This window comes from Labrys sp. HAY1-8F (assembly GCF_056754975.1).
Genome location: NZ_JBPGWZ010000002.1, coordinates 984,825 through 1,001,838 on the forward strand (window position 1 = coordinate 984,825; position 17,014 = coordinate 1,001,838).

A 17,014-nucleotide genomic window follows, 5' to 3' on the forward strand; every position below is an offset into this window, starting at 1 on the left:
TTTCCGGCCCGCGCCTCAGAGGCCCGTCGTCACGTCGATCGTGTGGCCTTCGGCCAGGGTCACGATCGCACGCTTGACATCGCTCTGAGTGCCCAGAATGCCCTTGAAACGCTTGGTCTTGCCCTTGCGAACGAGCGTGTTGACGCCCATCACCTTGACATTGAACAGCTTTTCGACGGCGGCTTTGATCTGCGGCTTGGTCGCATCCGGAGAAACCCGGAACACCACCTGGTTATGCTCTGAGTGAGCGGTCGCCTTCTCGGTGATCACCGGCGACACGATCACGTCGTAATGCCTGACATCGGTGCTCATTTGAAGCGCGCCTCCAGCGCATCGACAGCCGCCTTGGTCAGCACGAGGCTGTCACGGCGGAGAATGTCGTAGACGTTGATGCCCTGAACCGGCAGCACATCCACGTTGGGAATGTTGCGGGCGGCCAGCGCGAAGTTCTGGTCGAGTTCGGCGCCATCGATGATCAGCACATTGGCCAAGCCACGCTTGCCGAAGGTGTCTTTCAGCGCCTTGGTCTTGATCACTTCGGCGACGGCCTTGTCGACGATGATCAGTTGCTGCGTTTTCGCTTTGGACGAAAGCGCATGCTTGAGGCCGAGAGCGCGAACCTTCTTGGGCAGGTCGTGGGCGTGGGAACGCACGACCGGACCGAAGGCGCGGCCACCGCCACGGAACTGCGGCGCCGAGGCTGCACCGTGACGAGCACCACCGGTGCCCTTCTGCTTGTACAGCTTCTTCTTGGTCCGGTTGATTTCGGACCGGCCCAGCGTCTTGTGCGTACCGGCCTGGCGCTTGGCCAGCTGCCAGCGCACGACGCGCTGCAGGATGTCGGTGCGCGGTTCGAGACCGAAGATCTCGTCCGACAGCGTGACAGAACCGGCTTCGGAGCCTTCGAGAGTGGTAATTGCGAGTTTCATCGGCTCCTCCTCACTCGCCAGCAGCTGCGGCTGCAGCTTCAGGCAAGCGGAATGCGCCGGGCTTCGGCGCTGCTTCCGGCAGCTGCTTCTTCACGGCGTCGCGCACCAGGATCCAGCCGCCCTTGGCGCCGGGAACGGCACCCTCGACCAGGATCAAGCCACGCTCGACGTCGGTGCGCACGACCTTGAGGTTCAAGGTGGTGATGCGCTCGTCACCCATGTGACCCGCCATCTTCTTGCCGGCGAACGTCTTGCCCGGATCCTGCCGCTGACCGGTCGAACCATGGGCACGATGCGTGATCGAGTTACCATGGCTGGCGCGGTGGCCGGCAAAGTTCCAGCGCTTCATCGAACCGGCAAAACCCTTGCCGATCGAGGTACCGGTGACGTCGACGAACTGGCCGGGGACGAAGTGGTCCGCGGTGATCGTTGCGCCAACCGGAATCAGGTCGCTTTCCGGTACGCGGAATTCGACGACCTTACGCTTGGGCTCCACGTTGGCAACAGCGAAGTGGCCGCGCTGCGCCCTGGTCGTGTTCTTGACCTTGGCGAGGCCGGCACCGAGCTGAAGCGCGGTATAGCCGTTCTTATCGTTAGTCCTGTGAGCGACGACCTGGCAATCGTCGATACGGAGAACCGTGACCGGGACATGCTCGCCAGCGTCGTTATAGACGCGGCTCATGCCGATCTTCTGTGCAATGACACCAGAACGCATGGCGTTCGTTCCTAAGCCTAGAGGAGCCTGATCAGAGCTTGATCTCGACGTCCACGCCTGCGGCGAGGTCGAGCTTCATGAGCGCGTCCACGGTCTGCGGGGTGGGGTCTACGATGTCGAGCAGGCGCTTATGGGTGCGCATCTCGAATTGCTCACGCGATTTCTTGTCCACGTGCGGCGAGCGGTTCACCGTGTATTTTTCGATCCGCGTTGGCAGCGGGATCGGTCCGCGGACGGCGGCGCCAGTGCGCTTGGCCGTCGATACGATCTCGCGGGTCGACGTATCGAGAATACGATGGTCGAACGCCTTGAGACGGATGCGGATGTTCTGGCCGTTCATTGCCCTGACTCCGAAAATTAAATGGCGCGCCGCTCAACGGCGCGCCGAAAGACGCGCTTTGATGAGCTCTTATTCGATGATTGCGGCGACGACGCCGGCGCCGACGGTACGACCGCCTTCACGGATGGCGAAGCGCAGCTTCTCTTCCATGGCGATCGGCACGATCAGGTTCACTTCCATGGCGATGTTGTCGCCAGGCATCACCATCTCCGTACCCTCAGGCAGCGTCACCACGCCCGTCACGTCCGTCGTGCGGAAGTAGAACTGCGGACGGTAGTTGCCGAAGAACGGCGTATGACGACCGCCCTCTTCCTTGGTCAGGATGTAGGCTTCGGCCTTGAACTTGGTGTGCGGCTTCACCGAACCGGGCTTGCACAGCACCTGCCCGCGCTCCACGTCCTCACGCTTGGTGCCGCGCAGCAGCGCGCCGATGTTGTCGCCAGCCTGGCCCTGGTCCAGAAGCTTGCGGAACATCTCGACGCCCGTCACCGTCGTCTTCTGCGTGGCGCGGATGCCGACGATCTCGACTTCCTCGCCAACCTTGACGATGCCGCGCTCGACACGGCCGGTCACGACCGTGCCACGGCCCGAGATCGAGAACACGTCTTCAACCGGCATCAGGAAGGGCTGGTCGATCGGACGCTCGGGCTGCGGGATGTAGTCGTCAACCGTCTGCATCAGCTTCAGCACCGCGTCATGACCAATCGCCGGGTTGACGTTGTCCAGAGCAGCCTTCGCAGAGCCCATCGTGATCGGAATGTCGTCGCCGGGGAACTCGTACTTCGACAAAAGCTCGCGAACTTCCATCTCAACCAGCTCGAGCAGCTCCGGATCGTCGACAAGGTCGACCTTGTTCAGGAACACGACCAGCGCCGGAACGCCGACCTGGCGGGCCAGCAGAATGTGCTCGCGCGTCTGAGGCATCGGGCCGTCCGCTGCCGAAACAACCAGGATCGCGCCGTCCATCTGCGCCGCGCCCGTGATCATGTTCTTCACATAGTCGGCATGCCCGGGGCAGTCGACATGGGCGTAGTGACGGTTCTTCGTCTCATACTCCACATGCGCCGTCGAAATCGTGATGCCACGAGCCTTCTCTTCCGGTGCCTTGTCGATCTGGTCATACGCCGTGAACGTCGCACCGCCCGTCTCGGCAAGCACCTTCGTGATCGCCGCTGTCAGCGACGTCTTGCCATGGTCAACGTGACCAATCGTGCCGATGTTGCAGTGCGGCTTGTTGCGTTCAAATTTCTCTTTGGCCATCGGGGCCTCCTTCACCTGTCGCCGAAACGGCGGATGAAACTCAAATCAAGGGGATCAGGCGTACTTCGCCTGGATTTCAGCAGCGACGTTGGACGGCGCCTGTTCGTAATGATCGAACTGCATCGTGTAGCTGGCGCGGCCCTGGGTAAAGGAACGCAGCTGGTTGACGTAGCCGAACATGTTCATGAGCGGAACCATGGCGTTCACGACATTCGCGTTGCCGCGCATGTCCTGGCCCTGGATCTGTCCACGCCGGGAGTTGAGATCGCCGATGACCGAGCCGGTATATTCTTCCGGGGTAACGACTTCGACCTTCATGATCGGCTCAAGCAGGACCGAATGGCCCTTCTGCAAACCTTCACGAAGAGCGGCGCGCGAGGCGATTTCGAAGGCCAGAGCCGACGAGTCGACTTCGTGGAAGGCACCGTCGATCAGCGTGACCTTGACGTCGACAACCGGGAAGCCGGCGACGATGCCCGCACCCAGAACCGAGTTGAGGCCCTTTTCGACGCCGGGAATATATTCCTTGGGCACCGAACCGCCGATGATCTTCGATTCGAATTCGAAGCCCTTGCCGGGTTCGTTCGGCTCGACGACGAACTTGACGCGAGCGAACTGGCCGGTACCGCCGGTCTGCTTTTTGTGGGTGTAGTCGATCTCGGCCTTTTTGGTGATCTTCTCGCGGAAGGCCACCTGCGGCGCGCCGACATTGACCTCGACCTTGTGGGTACGACGCAGAATGTCGACCTTGATGTCGAGATGGAGTTCACCCATGCCCTTGATGATGGTCTGGCCGGATTCCTGATCGGTCGACACACGGAAGGACGGATCCTCCGAAGCGAGCTTGATCAGGGCCAAAGCCATCTTTTCCTGGTCCGCCTTGGTCTTGGGTTCCACGGCCATCTCGATGACGGGCTCTGGGAATTCCATGCGTTCTAGGATGACAGGCTTGTTGGGATCGCACAGGGTGTCGCCGGTGCGGGTGTCCTTGAGGCCAACCAAGGCGACGATGTCGCCAGCATAGGCTTCGGCGATTTCCTCGCGGTTGTTGGCATGCATCAGAACCATGCGGCCGACACGCTCGGTCTTCTCGCGGGAGGAGTTGAGCAGCGAGACGCCCTTCTCGAGCTTGCCCGAGTAGATGCGGCAGAAGGTCAGGACACCATACTGGTCGTCCATGATCTTGAAGCCGAGAAGAGAAAGAGGCTCGGAGTCCGAAGACTTGCGCTCGATTTCTTCTTCGGTCTCCGGGTCGATGCCCTTGATGGCCGGCACGTCGACAGGCGACGGCAGATAGTCGACCACGGCATCAAGAAGGGTCTGTACGCCCTTGTTCTTGAAGGCGGAACCGGCGAGAACCGGATAGAAGGCGCCCGTAAGGACGGCCTTACGGATCAGACGCTTCAGCGTCGCTTCATCCGGCTCCTGGCCATCGAAGAAGGCAGCGAGAACCTCGTCATCGAGTTCCACAGCAGCTTCGATGAGCATGTTGCGGTACTCGACGGCCTTCTCGACCATGTCTTCCGGGATCGGCAGATCGGCGTCGAACTCGGCGCCCAGCGATTCACCCGACCAGATCACGGCCTTCATGCGAACGAGATCGATGATGCCCTTGAAGTTCGACTCCGAACCGATCGGCAGCTGAATGGCGATCGGCTTGGCGCCAAGGCGCTTCACGATGTCGTCGAGGCACTTGTAGAAGTCGGCGCCCGTCTTATCCATCTTGTTGGCGAAGACGATACGCGGAACCTTGTACTTGTCACCCTGGCGCCAGACGGTCTCGGTCTGAGGCTCGACGCCTTGGTTGGAGTCGAGCACGCAGACGGCACCGTCGAGTACGCGCAGCGAACGCTCGACTTCGATGGTGAAGTCGACGTGGCCGGGGGTGTCGATGATGTTCAGGCGCTTGCCGGCCCACAGAGCGGTCGTCGCGGCGGACGTGATCGTGATGCCGCGCTCCTGCTCCTGGGTCATGAAGTCCATGGTGGCGGCGCCGTCATGGACTTCGCCGATCTTGTGGGACTTGCCGGTGTAGTAAAGGATCCGCTCGGTCGTCGTGGTCTTACCGGCGTCGATATGCGCCATAATACCAAAGTTGCGGTAGTCCTCGATCGCGTGGGTGCGGGCCATCGTGTGATCCTCAGTCCTGTCTTCCGGCTTACCAGCGGTAATGCGAGAAGGCGCGGTTGGCTTCCGCCATCCGGTGCGTGTCTTCGCGTTTCTTCACGGCGTTGCCGCGATTGTTGGAGGCGTCGAGCAGCTCGCCCGACAGCTTCTCTTCCATGGTCTTCTCGTTGCGGTTACGGGCCGCGCTGAGGATCCAACGGATGGCGAGAGCCTGGCGGCGCTCCGGACGAACTTCGACCGGGACCTGATAGGTCGCACCACCAACGCGGCGGGAGCGAACCTCGATCGCCGGGGCGACATTCGACAAGGCAGTCTGGAACACCGTGATCGGGCTCTGCTTGGCCTTGGCTTCGATGGTGTCGAAAGCGTCGTAGACGATCTTCTCGGCAACCGACTTCTTGCCATCATACATGATGGCATTCATGAACTTGGTCACGACGAGATCACCGAACTTCGGATCCGGAATGATCTCACGCTTTTCTGCACGATGGCGACGGGACATGGTGAAATCTTCCCTTACTTCGGACGCTTCGCGCCGTACTTCGAACGGCGCTGCTTACGGTTCTTGACACCCTGGGTATCGAGAACGCCGCGGAGAATGTGATAGCGGACGCCGGGCAAATCCTTCACGCGGCCGCCGCGGATCATGACCACGGAATGCTCCTGAAGGTTATGGCCTTCGCCGGGGATGTAGCCGATGACCTCGAAGCCATTGGTGAGACGCACCTTGGCAACCTTACGCAAAGCCGAGTTCGGCTTCTTCGGAGTCGTCGTATACACACGAGTGCACACACCGCGCTTCTGCGGGCATGCTTCCAGGTGGCGCGCCTTCTCGCGATACACTTTCGGTTCGCGCGGCTTGCGGATCAGCTGGCTAATGGTTGGCATCGTTCGCCCTTCAACATCGATTAGTACGCCCCTACGAACGCACTGCTTTGCCCTGCGTGAGCAATCACGCAAAACGAAACCGCGCCAGCTTCCCTATTAGGGGATGCAAGCGCGACACCCACAGAGGATCGCAACGCAAAGCGTACGATCATGACCGGAACTGTGTCTGGTAGCCCGGAGGCAGCGTTTAAGCGATCAGTTCCGCGTCTTGTCGACTGCAGGAACAATACGGCTTACGGCCCGCCCTGAAAGTGATGTGGTCTTTAACTGCCGACTCGCCTCTCGTCAAGCGCGAAGCGTGTCAAATTTACCAATAAATGAGGTTTTTGAGCCGATAGGGCCTTTCGCATAGCCCCTTTGCCGTTTTGCATGACTTCAGGCTTCGGGTCTGCCCCTCCCTCGTCATGATCACGGCTCCCTCAAAGACGAAAGGGCGGCTCTTGCAAGCCGCCCTCCCATTCAACCGATCGGTTGAATTTTCTTACTCCGCCGCGGGCAATGCCACGACTTCGGCTTCGGCCGCCGGCGTAGCCGGAACACCGGCCTCGGCCTGCTTCTGCTGCAGGATAAGATCGTCGCGGCGCTTGGCGATCTCGCGGACCCGAGCAACCTGGGCGCCAGTACCGGCCGGGATGAGGCGGCCGACGATGACGTTCTCCTTGAGGCCCTCCAGCGTATCCGACTTGCCGTTGACGGCAGCTTCGGTGAGCACGCGGGTGGTTTCCTGGAAGGAGGCCGCCGAGATGAACGAACGCGTCTGCAGCGAAGCCTTGGTGATGCCGAGCAGCACCGGATGGCCCACCGCAGGCTTCCTGCCCTCCTCGACCGCCTTGAGGTTGGCCTCTTCGAACTCGATGCGGTCGACCTGCTCGCTGGGCAGGAACTCGGTCTCACCGGCGTCGGTGACCTCGATCTTCTGCAGCATCTGCCGGACGATCACTTCGATGTGCTTGTCGTTAATCTGCACGCCCTGCAGGCGGTAGACTTCCTGGATTTCGTTGACCAGGTAGGCCGCCAGTTCCTCGACGCCCTTGACCGCCAGAATATCGTGCGGAGCCGGGTTACCATCGACGATGAAGTCACCCTTCTCGACGACGTCGCCGTCCTGGAGATGGATGTGCTTGCCCTTCGGGATCAGATATTCGACCGGCTCCTGATCAGCCTCATGCGGCTGGATCACGAGACGACGCTTGTTCTTGTAGTCGCGACCGAACTGGATCGTGCCGGTGATTTCGGCGATGATCGCCGCATCCTTCGGACGACGAGCCTCGAACAACTCGGCCACGCGCGGCAGACCGCCCGTGATGTCGCGGGTCTTGGCGCTCTCCAGCGGCACGCGGGCGATGACGTCGCCGGCATTCACCTTCGAGCCTGGATCGACCGAGATGACGGATTCGGCCGCCAGGAAGTAGCGGGCGTCGCCGCCGCGCGACAGCTTGGCGATCTTGCCGTCGCTGCCCTTGATCACCAGGGCCGGACGCAGATCCGCCGAGCGGCTCGACGTCCGCCAGTCGGAGACCACGCGCTTGGTGATGCCGGTCGACTCGTCGGCACTCTCGTTAACCGAGATGCCGTCGACCAGATCCTCATAGCCGATCACACCATCGAGTTCGGTGATCACCGGGCGGGTGTAGGGATCCCACTCGGCGATACGCTGGCCGCGCTTGATCTTGTCACCGTCATCGACCTTGATGCGGGCACCATAGGGGACGCGGTTGACCGAGCGCTCCGTGCCGTCATGGTCGAGGACCACGACAGCCAGGTTGCGGGCCATGGCAATCAGCTCGCCGTCCGTGTTCCGCACCACGTTGCGGTTACGGATCTTGACCGTGCCCTCGAAGGTGGACTCGATGTTCGACTGCTCGTTGATCTGCGCCGCGCCACCGATGTGGAAGGTACGCATGGTGAGCTGTGTACCCGGCTCACCGATCGACTGTGCCGCAATGACACCGACAGCCTCGCCCATATTGACGCGCGTGCCGCGTGCCAGGTCGCGACCATAGCAGGTGGCGCAGACGCCGTTCTTGGTCTCGCAGGTGAGCACCGAACGGATCTTGATCTCCTGCAGGCCCGAGGCACTGATCAGGTCGACCGCCTTCTCGTCGATCATCTCGCCCTTCGGCACGATGACGGTGCCGGTCGAGGGGTCGGTGATGTTCTGAGCCGCAGTACGACCGAGGACGCGAATGCCGAGCGAAGCCACGACCTGGCCCGCATCGACGATCGCACGAACACCGATGCCGCCTTCCGAGCCGCAATCGGTCTCGGTGATGATCGAGTCCTGGGCGACGTCGACGAGACGACGCGTCAGATAACCCGAGTTCGCCGTCTTCAAGGCGGTGTCGGCCAGACCCTTGCGGGCGCCGTGGGTCGAGTTGAAGTACTCGAGCACGGTGAGGCCTTCCTTGAAGTTCGAGATGATCGGCGTCTCGATGATTTCACCCGACGGCTTGGCCATCAGGCCGCGCATGGCGCCGAGCTGACGCATCTGGGCCGGCGAACCGCGGGCCGAGGAGTGCGCCATCATGTAGATGGAGTTGATCGGCTTGTCGCGGCCGCTCTCGTCCTTCTTCACGGCCGAAATGCGGTCCATCATCTCCTTGGCGAGACGATCGGCACACTTGGCCCAGGCATCGACGACCTTGTTGTACTTCTCACCCTGGGTGATCAGACCGTCATTGTACTGCTGCTCGTAATCCTTCGCGAGAGCGTCGGTCTCGGCCACGATCTTCCACTTGTTCTCCGGCACGACGATGTCGTCCTTGCCGAAGGAGATGCCCGCCTTGAAGGCGTTGGAGAAGCCGAGCGTCATGATGCGGTCGCAGAAGATGACCGCCTCCTTCTGACCCACGTTGCGATAGACGACGTCGATGAGGGCGGAGATTGCCTTCTTCGTCATCAGATTGTTGGCGGCCTCGAAGGAGATCTTGGGATTCTTCGGCAGCAACTCGGCCAGCTTCACGCGGCCGGGCGTGGTGTCGTAGATCTTGGTGACCTCGTTGCCTTCGGCATCGATGCCCCTCCAGCGCCACTTGATCTTCGAGTGCAGCGTGACGACTCTGTTGTCGATCGCATGATCGAGTTCGCCGACGTTGCCGAACACCATGCCCTGCCCGGGCTCGCCGTCCGACATCAGCGTCACATAATACAGGCCGAGCACGACGTCCTGCGACGGCACGATGATCGGCTGACCATTGGCCGGATGCAGGATGTTGTTGGTCGACATCATCAGCACGCGCGCTTCCAGCTGCGCTTCGAGCGACAGCGGGACGTGCACGGCCATCTGGTCACCGTCGAAGTCCGCATTGAAGGCGGTGCAGACAAGCGGATGCAGCTGGATGGCCTTGCCTTCGATCAGCACCGGCTCGAAGGCCTGGATGCCAAGGCGATGCAGCGTCGGAGCACGGTTGAGCAGCACCGGATGCTCGCGGATGACCTCGTCGAGGATATCCCAGACTTCCGGCTTTTCCTTCTCGACCAACTTCTTGGCCTGCTTGACGGTCGCGGAAAGCCCCTTGGCGTCGAGACGCGAATAAATAAAGGGCTTGAACAGCTCCAGCGCCATCTTTTTGGGCAGACCGCACTGATGCAGCTTCAGCTCAGGACCGACGACGATGACCGAACGGCCGGAATAGTCGACGCGCTTGCCGAGCAGGTTCTGGCGGAACCGGCCCTGCTTGCCCTTGAGCATGTCGGACAGCGACTTCAGCGGGCGCTTGTTGGCGCCGGTGATGACGCGGCCACGGCGGCCGTTGTCGAACAGCGCGTCCACAGCTTCCTGCAGCATGCGCTTTTCGTTACGGATGATGATGTCAGGCGCACGCAGTTCGATCAGCCGCTTCAGACGATTGTTGCGGTTGATGACACGGCGATAGAGATCGTTGAGGTCCGAGGTCGCGAAGCGGCCACCGTCGAGCGGGACGAGCGGGCGCAGATCCGGCGGGATCACCGGCACGGCCGTCAGGATCATCCATTCAGGCTTGTTGCCCGACTGGACGAAGGCCTCGATGATCTTCAGGCGCTTGGCCAGCTTCTTGGGCTTGAGCTCCGAGGTGGACTCGGCGATCTCGACGCGCAGATCCGCCGCGATCTTCTCCAGATCCATGGAGCGCAGCATCTCGCGGATGGCCTCGGCGCCGATCATCGCGGTGAAGCTGTCCTCGCCATACTCGTCCTGAGCGCGCGCATACTCATCCTCAGAGAGGAGTTGACGCTCCTTCAAGGGGGTAAGGCCGGGCTCGATCACGACGTAATATTCGAAGTACAGGATGCGCTCGAGATCCTTGAGCGTCATATCCATCAAGAGGCCGATGCGGCTCGGCAGCGACTTCAGGAACCAGATATGGGCGACGGGCGCAGCGAGTTCGATATGGCCCATGCGCTCGCGGCGGACGCGCGACAGCGTGACTTCGACGCCGCACTTCTCGCAGATGACGCCCTTGTACTTCATGCGCTTGTACTTGCCGCACAAGCACTCGTAATCCTTGATGGGTCCGAAGATGCGCGCGCAGAACAAGCCGTCACGCTCGGGCTTGAACGTACGGTAGTTGATGGTCTCCGGCTTCTTGATCTCGCCGTAGGACCAGGAAAGAATCTTTTCCGGCGAAGCGATCGAGATCTTGATCTGATCGAAGGTCTGCGGCTGCGCTACCGGATTGAAGAGATTCATGACCTCTTGGTTCATGGCCGTCTCCAGGTTTGCGCTAAGGCGGGGCCAACGCCCCTGCCCGCGCGGATAAAAATGGGGGGCGGGTCTTCAGACCCGCCTCATTCGCGGCACGGTCACGGCGGGTCCGAAGACCCGCCTCCCGGGCAATGTCACTCGGCAGCTTCGGCCGGCGGCAGCATCTGGTCGGCGTTGCGCAGGCCGGTGAGCTCGACATTGAGGCCCAGCGAACGCATTTCCTTGACCAGCACGTTGAACGATTCCGGAATGCCCGCCTCGAAGGTGTCGTCGCCGCGCACGATGGCCTCGTAGACCTTGGTGCGGCCCGCCACGTCGTCCGACTTGACGGTGAGCATCTCCTGCAGCGTGTAGGCGGCGCCGTAGGCTTCCAGGGCCCACACCTCCATTTCGCCGAAGCGCTGACCGCCGAACTGCGCCTTGCCACCCAGCGGCTGCTGCGTGACCAGCGAGTACGGGCCGATCGAACGGGCATGGATCTTGTCGTCGACCAGATGGTGCAGCTTCAGCATGTAGATGTAGCCGACTGTCACCTTGCGGTCGAAGGGATTGCCCGTGCGCCCGTCATAGAGCTGCACCTGACCCGAGGCGTCATGCCCCGCCATCCTGAGGAAGTCGACGATGTCGCTTTCCTTGGCGCCGTCGAAGACCGGGGTCGCGATCGGCACGCCGCGGCGAAGCGTCGAGGACATGTCGACGAGCTCACGCTCATCCATGGACTCGATCTCTTCATTTTTGCCGTAGATGCGGTCGAGCGTATCCTTGAGCTGCTTGGCCCCCTTGCCCCTCTTATAGGCGTCGATGGCATCGCCAACAAGTTTGCCGAGACCGGCAGCTGCCCAACCCATATGGGTTTCGAGAATCTGACCGACATTCATGCGGCTGGGAACGCCGAGCGGGTTGAGCACGATGTCGACCGGCGTGCCATCCTCGAGGAAAGGCATGTCTTCGATCGGCATGATGCGCGAAACCACGCCCTTGTTGCCGTGACGGCCGGCCATCTTGTCACCCGGCTGGATCTTGCGCTTCACGGCGACGAAGACCTTGACCATCTTCATCACGCCGGGCGGCAGTTCGTCGCCACGCTGCAGCTTCTCGACCTTGTCCAGGAAGCGCTGTTCAAGGCGCTTCTTGGATTCGTCGTACTGCTTGCGCATGGCCTCGACCTCGCTCATCAGAGCGTCGTCGGCCACGGCGAAGTTCCACCACTGCGAGCGCGGATACTCCTGCATCACGTCGGCAGTAAGCACCGTCTCCTTCTTGAAGCCCTTAGGCCCGCCGATCGCCGCCTTGCCCTCGAGCAATTCGACGAGACGCTGATAGACGTTGCGGTCGAGGATCGCCTGCTCGTCGTCACGATCCTTGGCCAGGCGCTCGATCTCTTCGCGCTCGATCGCCTGGGCACGCTCGTCCTTGTCGACGCCGTGGCGGTTGAACACGCGCACTTCGACGATGGTTCCGGTGACGCCCGGGGGAACGCGCAACGAGGTATCGCGCACGTCGGAGGCCTTTTCGCCGAAGATGGCGCGCAGGAGCTTTTCTTCCGGCGTCATCGGGCTCTCGCCCTTCGGCGTGATCTTGCCGACCAGGATGTCGCCGGCCTGCACCTCGGCGCCGATATAGACGATGCCAGCCTCGTCCAGGTTCTTCAGCGCTTCTTCCGAGACGTTCGGAATGTCGCGCGTGATTTCTTCCGGACCCAGCTTGGTATCGCGGGCCATCACTTCGAATTCGTCGATGTGGATCGAGGTGAACACGTCCTCCTTGGCGATGTTCTCGCTGAGCAGGATGGAGTCCTCGAAGTTGTAGCCGTTCCAGGGCATGAACGCGACGAGCACGTTACGGCCGAGCGCCAGCTCGCCGAGTTCGGTCGAGGGACCGTCGGCGATGATGTCACCCTTCTTCACGACGTCGCCGACGCGGACCAGCGGCTTCTGCGTGATGCAGGTCGACTGGTTGGAGCGCTGGAACTTCATCAGGCGGTAGATGTCGACGCCCGACTGGGTCGGATCGAGATCGGCGGTGGCGCGGATAACGATACGCGTCGCGTCGATCTGGTCGACGATGCCGGTGCGGCGGGCGCCGATGGCAGCGCCGGAGTCACGGGCCACCACGCTTTCCATGCCGGTGCCGACGAACGGCGCATCGGCGCGCACCAGCGGCACGGCCTGGCGCTGCATGTTCGCTCCCATCAGCGCCCGGTTGGCGTCGTCATTCTCGATGAAGGGAATGAGCGCGGCGGCAACCGAAACCAGCTGCTTGGGCGACACGTCCATGTAGTCGACGCGGTCAGGCGTCACCATGACGTTTTCACCGGCATGACGGCAGACCACGAAGTCCTCGGTCAGCCGACCTTCCTGGTCGAGCGGGATGTTGGCCTGGGCGACGTAGTATTTGCCCTCTTCCATCGCCGACAGATAGACGACCTCGGGCGTGACCTTGCTGTCGCGGACGCGACGGTAGGGCGCCTCGATGAAGCCGTATTTGTTGACGCGAGCAAAGGTCGCCAGCGAGTTGATCAGACCGATATTCGGGCCTTCCGGCGTCTCGATCGGGCAGATGCGGCCGTAGTGGGTCGGATGCACGTCGCGCACTTCGAAGCCGGCACGCTCGCGGGTCAGACCCCCCGGGCCAAGCGCCGACAGGCGGCGCTTGTGGGTGATTTCCGACAGCGGGTTGGTCTGGTCCATGAACTGCGAGAGCTGCGAGGAGCCGAAGAACTCGCGCACGGCGGCAGCCGCCGGCTTGGCGTTGATCAGATCCTGCGGCATCACGGTGTCGACGTCGACCGAGGACATGCGCTCCTTGATGGCGCGCTCCATGCGCAGCAGGCCGACGCGATACTGATTTTCCATCAGCTCGCCGACCGAGCGCACGCGGCGGTTGCCGAGATGATCGATGTCGTCGATCTCGCCCTTGCCGTCGCGCAGGTCCACCAGCGTCTTGACCACGGCCAGGATGTCGTCCTTGCGCAGCACGCGGACGGTATCCTCGGCATCGAGGTCGAGGCGCATGTTCATCTTGACGCGGCCGACCGACGAGAGGTCGTAACGCTCGGAATCGAAGAACAGCGACTGGAACATCGCCTCGGCGGAGTCGATCGTCGGCGGCTCACCCGGACGCATCACGCGATAGATGTCGAACAAGGCCTCTTCGCGCGAGTTGTTCTTGTCGACCGCCAGCGTGTTGCGGATGTAGCCGCCAACCGTGACGTGATCGATGTCAAGCACGGGAATCTCGTCGAAACCCTCGTCGCCGAGCAGCTTCAGGTTCTTCTCGCTGAGCTCGTCGCCAGCTTCCAGATAGACCTCGCCCGTGTTGAGATTGACGATGTCCTCGGCGACGTAACGGCCGATCAGATCCTCATCCGTGACGCGCAGGGCCTTGAGGCCCTTGTCGGCCAGCGCGCGGGCAGAACGCGCCGTCAGTTTCTTGCCGGCTTCAACCACGACTTCGCCGGTATCGGCGTCGATGAGATCGATGGTCGGCTTGACGCCCTTCAGACGGTTCCAGTCATAGGGAACGCGCCAGCCATCCTTGTCGCGGACATAGGTGATGGAGTTGTAGAAGGTACGCAGAATTTCTTCGCCATCCATGCCGAGGGCAAAGAGCAGCGAGGAGACCGGGATCTTGCGGCGGCGATCGATGCGCGCATGCACGATGTCCTTGGCATCGAACTCGATGTCGAGCCAGGAGCCGCGATAGGGAATGATGCGTGCGGCGAACAGGAGCTTGCCCGACGAGTGGGTCTTGCCCTTGTCGTGATCGAAGAACACGCCCGGCGAACGGTGCATCTGGGAGACGATGACGCGCTCGGTGCCGTTGACGATGAAGGTGCCGTTCGAGGTCATGAGCGGCATGTCGCCCATGTAGACGTCCTGCTCCTTGATGTCCTTCACGGAGCGGGCGCCGGTTTCCTCGTCGACATCGAACACGATCAGACGCAGTGTCACCTTGAGAGGCGCAGCAAAGGTCATGCCGCGCTGGCGGCACTCGTCGACGTCATATTTCGGCGCTTCGAATTCGTAGCGGACGAATTCGAGCATCGCCTTGTTGGAGAAGTCCGAGATCGGGAAGACCGACTTGAAGACGGTCTGCAATCCCTCATCCGTCCGCCCGCTCTCGGGCTCCAAGACCTGGAGAAACTGGTCGTAGGAAGCCTTCTGAACCTCGATCAGGTTCGGCATCGTCGCGACTTCGCGGATCTTTCCGAAAAACCGGCGGACGCGCTTGCGGGCATTGGTCGTCTGAGCCATGTGGTCCTCGTCCTTTCAAGCAGGCCCGGCATCATTGCACCGATCCTGCAGGCATTTGAATCGCAGGGAAGATTGCTCTCCCCGCCCGGCACAGCGCCGCTGGTGCGGCCCGGTGCTGAAACTGTCGGCCGGATCACCGGCCCTCGCCATTCTCGTCACGGCAGACCGGAAAATCCCGAACGATCTCATCCAATTGGATCGAAATCTCGAAGATTCTCTGGTCCGCCGTTCCGGCATCTGGTGCGCAAGGCCCCAAAACGCCGAAAAGGCCCCGGGGGAAACCCCGGGGCCAAATCGCCTGAAGCAAGCTCGCTTACTTGAGCTCGACCTTGGCGCCGACCTTCTCGAGGGCAGCCTTGATCTTGTCGGCTTCTTCCTTGGCCACGGCTTCCTTGACGGGCTTCGGAGCAGCTTCGACCAGGTCCTTGGCTTCCTTGAGGCCGAGGCCGGTGATCGCGCGGACTTCCTTGATGACCTCGATCTTCTTGTCGCCAGCAGCAGCCAGAACAACGGTGAACTCGGTCTGAGCTTCAGCAGCCGGAGCGGCGGCAGCAGCCGGGCCAGCCGACACTGCAACAGCAGCAGCAGCCGAAACGCCCCACTTCTCTTCCAGGGCCTTGGCGAGGTCAGCGGCTTCCAGAACCGTCAGGCTCGAGAGGTCTTCAACGATCTTTTCAATCTTGGACATTGTCCGTAATCCTTAGTTTAGGTTCGTACCGGTTTATCGGGTTGCGAACGGCCTTACGCCGCTTCGTCTCGCTTGGCATAGGCTCCGAACACGCGAGCCAGCTTGGCAGCCGGTGCGTTGACGACCTGAGCGACCTTGGTAGCCGGGGCCTGGATAAGGCCGATAAGCTTGGCGCGCAGTTCGTCCAGAGACGGCAGAGACGCAAGCGCCTTGACACCATCCTGGTTCAGAGAGGTCTTGCCCATCGCGCCGCCGAGGATAACGAACTTGTCGTTGGCCTTGGCGAAGTCGACGGCGACCTTCGGAGCAGCCACAGGATCGCTGGAATAAGCGATCAAGGTCGGGCCCTTCATGAGGGGCGCGATGGAGGCCACATCCGTGCCATCGAGAGCGATCTTGGCGAGGCGGTTCTTAGCGACCTTCACGGTCGCACCAGCTGCCTTGGCCTGCTTGCGCAGGTTCTGCATCTGGGCGACGGTCAGGCCGGAATAGTGAGCTACGACGACGACGCCAGAAGCCTTGAAGACTTCCTGGAGAACGCCGATGAACTCCTGCTTTTCCGCTCTTTCCACGTTGCTCTCTCCGGTTGCAGCTTTCCCAAATTCAAAGGAAAGCCGACCGTTGCATTTGCCGCCTTAGGGATACCGGCGAACCGGAACCTTGAAAGGCGACGCTCGATTGCCTGTCCCTCGTTATCGGATATGCGTCAAAATGACACATGCCATCACAACGAGCGAGCCGGATCGAACCAATTCATGAGGCAGCCGCGAGGCGGATACCGAAAACCGGTCTTCCCCGTCTATGCAGGCCAAAAGGAGCGCTTTTCAGGGCCTCTCCCGGCGATTAAGCAGGTTTCCCTGCGCCTGCAGTCTCGGACAGGACATGGCCGTCAAGGCTCGAAAACCTTTCCGACCAGCCTACCGTCCAAATTGCTTTGGACAGCAAAAATCCCGGGCTGTTTACACATCCCAGGGTCATGAACCTTTGATCAGTTCAGTGAGAAGCGCGATATAGTCCCTCTTGGCCGAATTGCCAAGGGGGAATTTGCATTGGGAAGGCGCTTTTTCCAAAACGCATCGAAGCGCTTTGGCTTACCGACACCCCAGACTCCCCTATCGGTGATTGAA

At 61.5% G+C, this 17,014-nt stretch carries 12 protein-coding genes; all 12 read right to left on the reverse strand.

Annotated features, from left to right (window positions below; translation table 11 throughout):
• Positions 1-15: 15 nt before the first annotated feature.
• A complete protein-coding gene (locus ACR9ZN_RS13635) occupies positions 16-312 on the reverse strand; it encodes a 50S ribosomal protein L23 (protein ID WP_434956969.1) in 297 nt (98 codons plus the stop codon).
• Positions 309-929 carry a 50S ribosomal protein L4 gene (rplD, locus tag ACR9ZN_RS13640; RefSeq protein WP_149254710.1) on the reverse strand — a complete coding sequence of 207 codons (621 nt, stop codon included), beginning with the start codon at positions 927-929 and terminating at the stop codon, positions 309-311. The genes ACR9ZN_RS13635 and rplD overlap by 4 nt, the downstream gene beginning before the upstream one ends.
• Positions 930-939: 10 nt before the next feature.
• Entirely contained in the window at positions 940-1,644 is a 705-nt protein-coding gene (rplC, locus tag ACR9ZN_RS13645; RefSeq protein ID WP_434956970.1) for a 50S ribosomal protein L3, read from the reverse strand.
• 31 nt (positions 1,645-1,675) lie between these two features.
• Entirely contained in the window at positions 1,676-1,984 is a 309-nt protein-coding gene (gene rpsJ / locus ACR9ZN_RS13650) for a 30S ribosomal protein S10 (RefSeq protein ID WP_068292049.1), read from the reverse strand.
• A 69-nt stretch (positions 1,985-2,053) separates the two neighbouring features.
• Entirely contained in the window at positions 2,054-3,244 is a 1,191-nt protein-coding gene (tuf, locus tag ACR9ZN_RS13655) for an elongation factor Tu (RefSeq protein ID WP_434956980.1), read from the reverse strand.
• Between the two features lie 54 nt (positions 3,245-3,298).
• Positions 3,299-5,374, reverse strand: a complete 2,076-nt coding sequence (fusA, locus tag ACR9ZN_RS13660) for an elongation factor G (RefSeq protein WP_434956972.1) — start codon at positions 5,372-5,374, stop codon at positions 3,299-3,301.
• A gap of 28 nt (positions 5,375-5,402) precedes the next feature.
• Positions 5,403-5,873 carry a 30S ribosomal protein S7 gene (gene rpsG / locus ACR9ZN_RS13665; RefSeq protein ID WP_068299564.1) on the reverse strand — a complete coding sequence of 157 codons (471 nt, stop codon included), beginning with the start codon at positions 5,871-5,873 and terminating at the stop codon, positions 5,403-5,405.
• 14 nt (positions 5,874-5,887) lie between these two features.
• A complete protein-coding gene (gene rpsL, locus ACR9ZN_RS13670; RefSeq protein WP_068299562.1) occupies positions 5,888-6,259 on the reverse strand; it encodes a 30S ribosomal protein S12 in 372 nt (123 codons plus the stop codon).
• A 481-nt stretch (positions 6,260-6,740) separates the two neighbouring features.
• A complete protein-coding gene (gene rpoC, locus ACR9ZN_RS13675; protein ID WP_454814385.1) occupies positions 6,741-10,943 on the reverse strand; it encodes a DNA-directed RNA polymerase subunit beta' in 4,203 nt (1,400 codons plus the stop codon).
• Positions 10,944-11,077: 134 nt separating this feature from the next.
• Positions 11,078-15,199 (reverse strand): DNA-directed RNA polymerase subunit beta, encoded by a 4,122-nt coding sequence (gene rpoB, locus ACR9ZN_RS13680; RefSeq protein WP_434956974.1) that lies wholly within the window; start codon positions 15,197-15,199, stop codon positions 11,078-11,080.
• Positions 15,200-15,512: 313 nt separating this feature from the next.
• Positions 15,513-15,887 (reverse strand): 50S ribosomal protein L7/L12, encoded by a 375-nt coding sequence (gene rplL / locus ACR9ZN_RS13685; RefSeq protein WP_434956975.1) that lies wholly within the window; start codon positions 15,885-15,887, stop codon positions 15,513-15,515.
• Between the two features lie 53 nt (positions 15,888-15,940).
• On the reverse strand, positions 15,941-16,459 hold the full coding sequence (gene rplJ, locus ACR9ZN_RS13690; RefSeq protein ID WP_434956976.1) for a 50S ribosomal protein L10: 519 nt from the start codon (positions 16,457-16,459) through the stop codon (positions 15,941-15,943).
• Between the last annotated feature and the right edge of the window lie 555 nt (positions 16,460-17,014).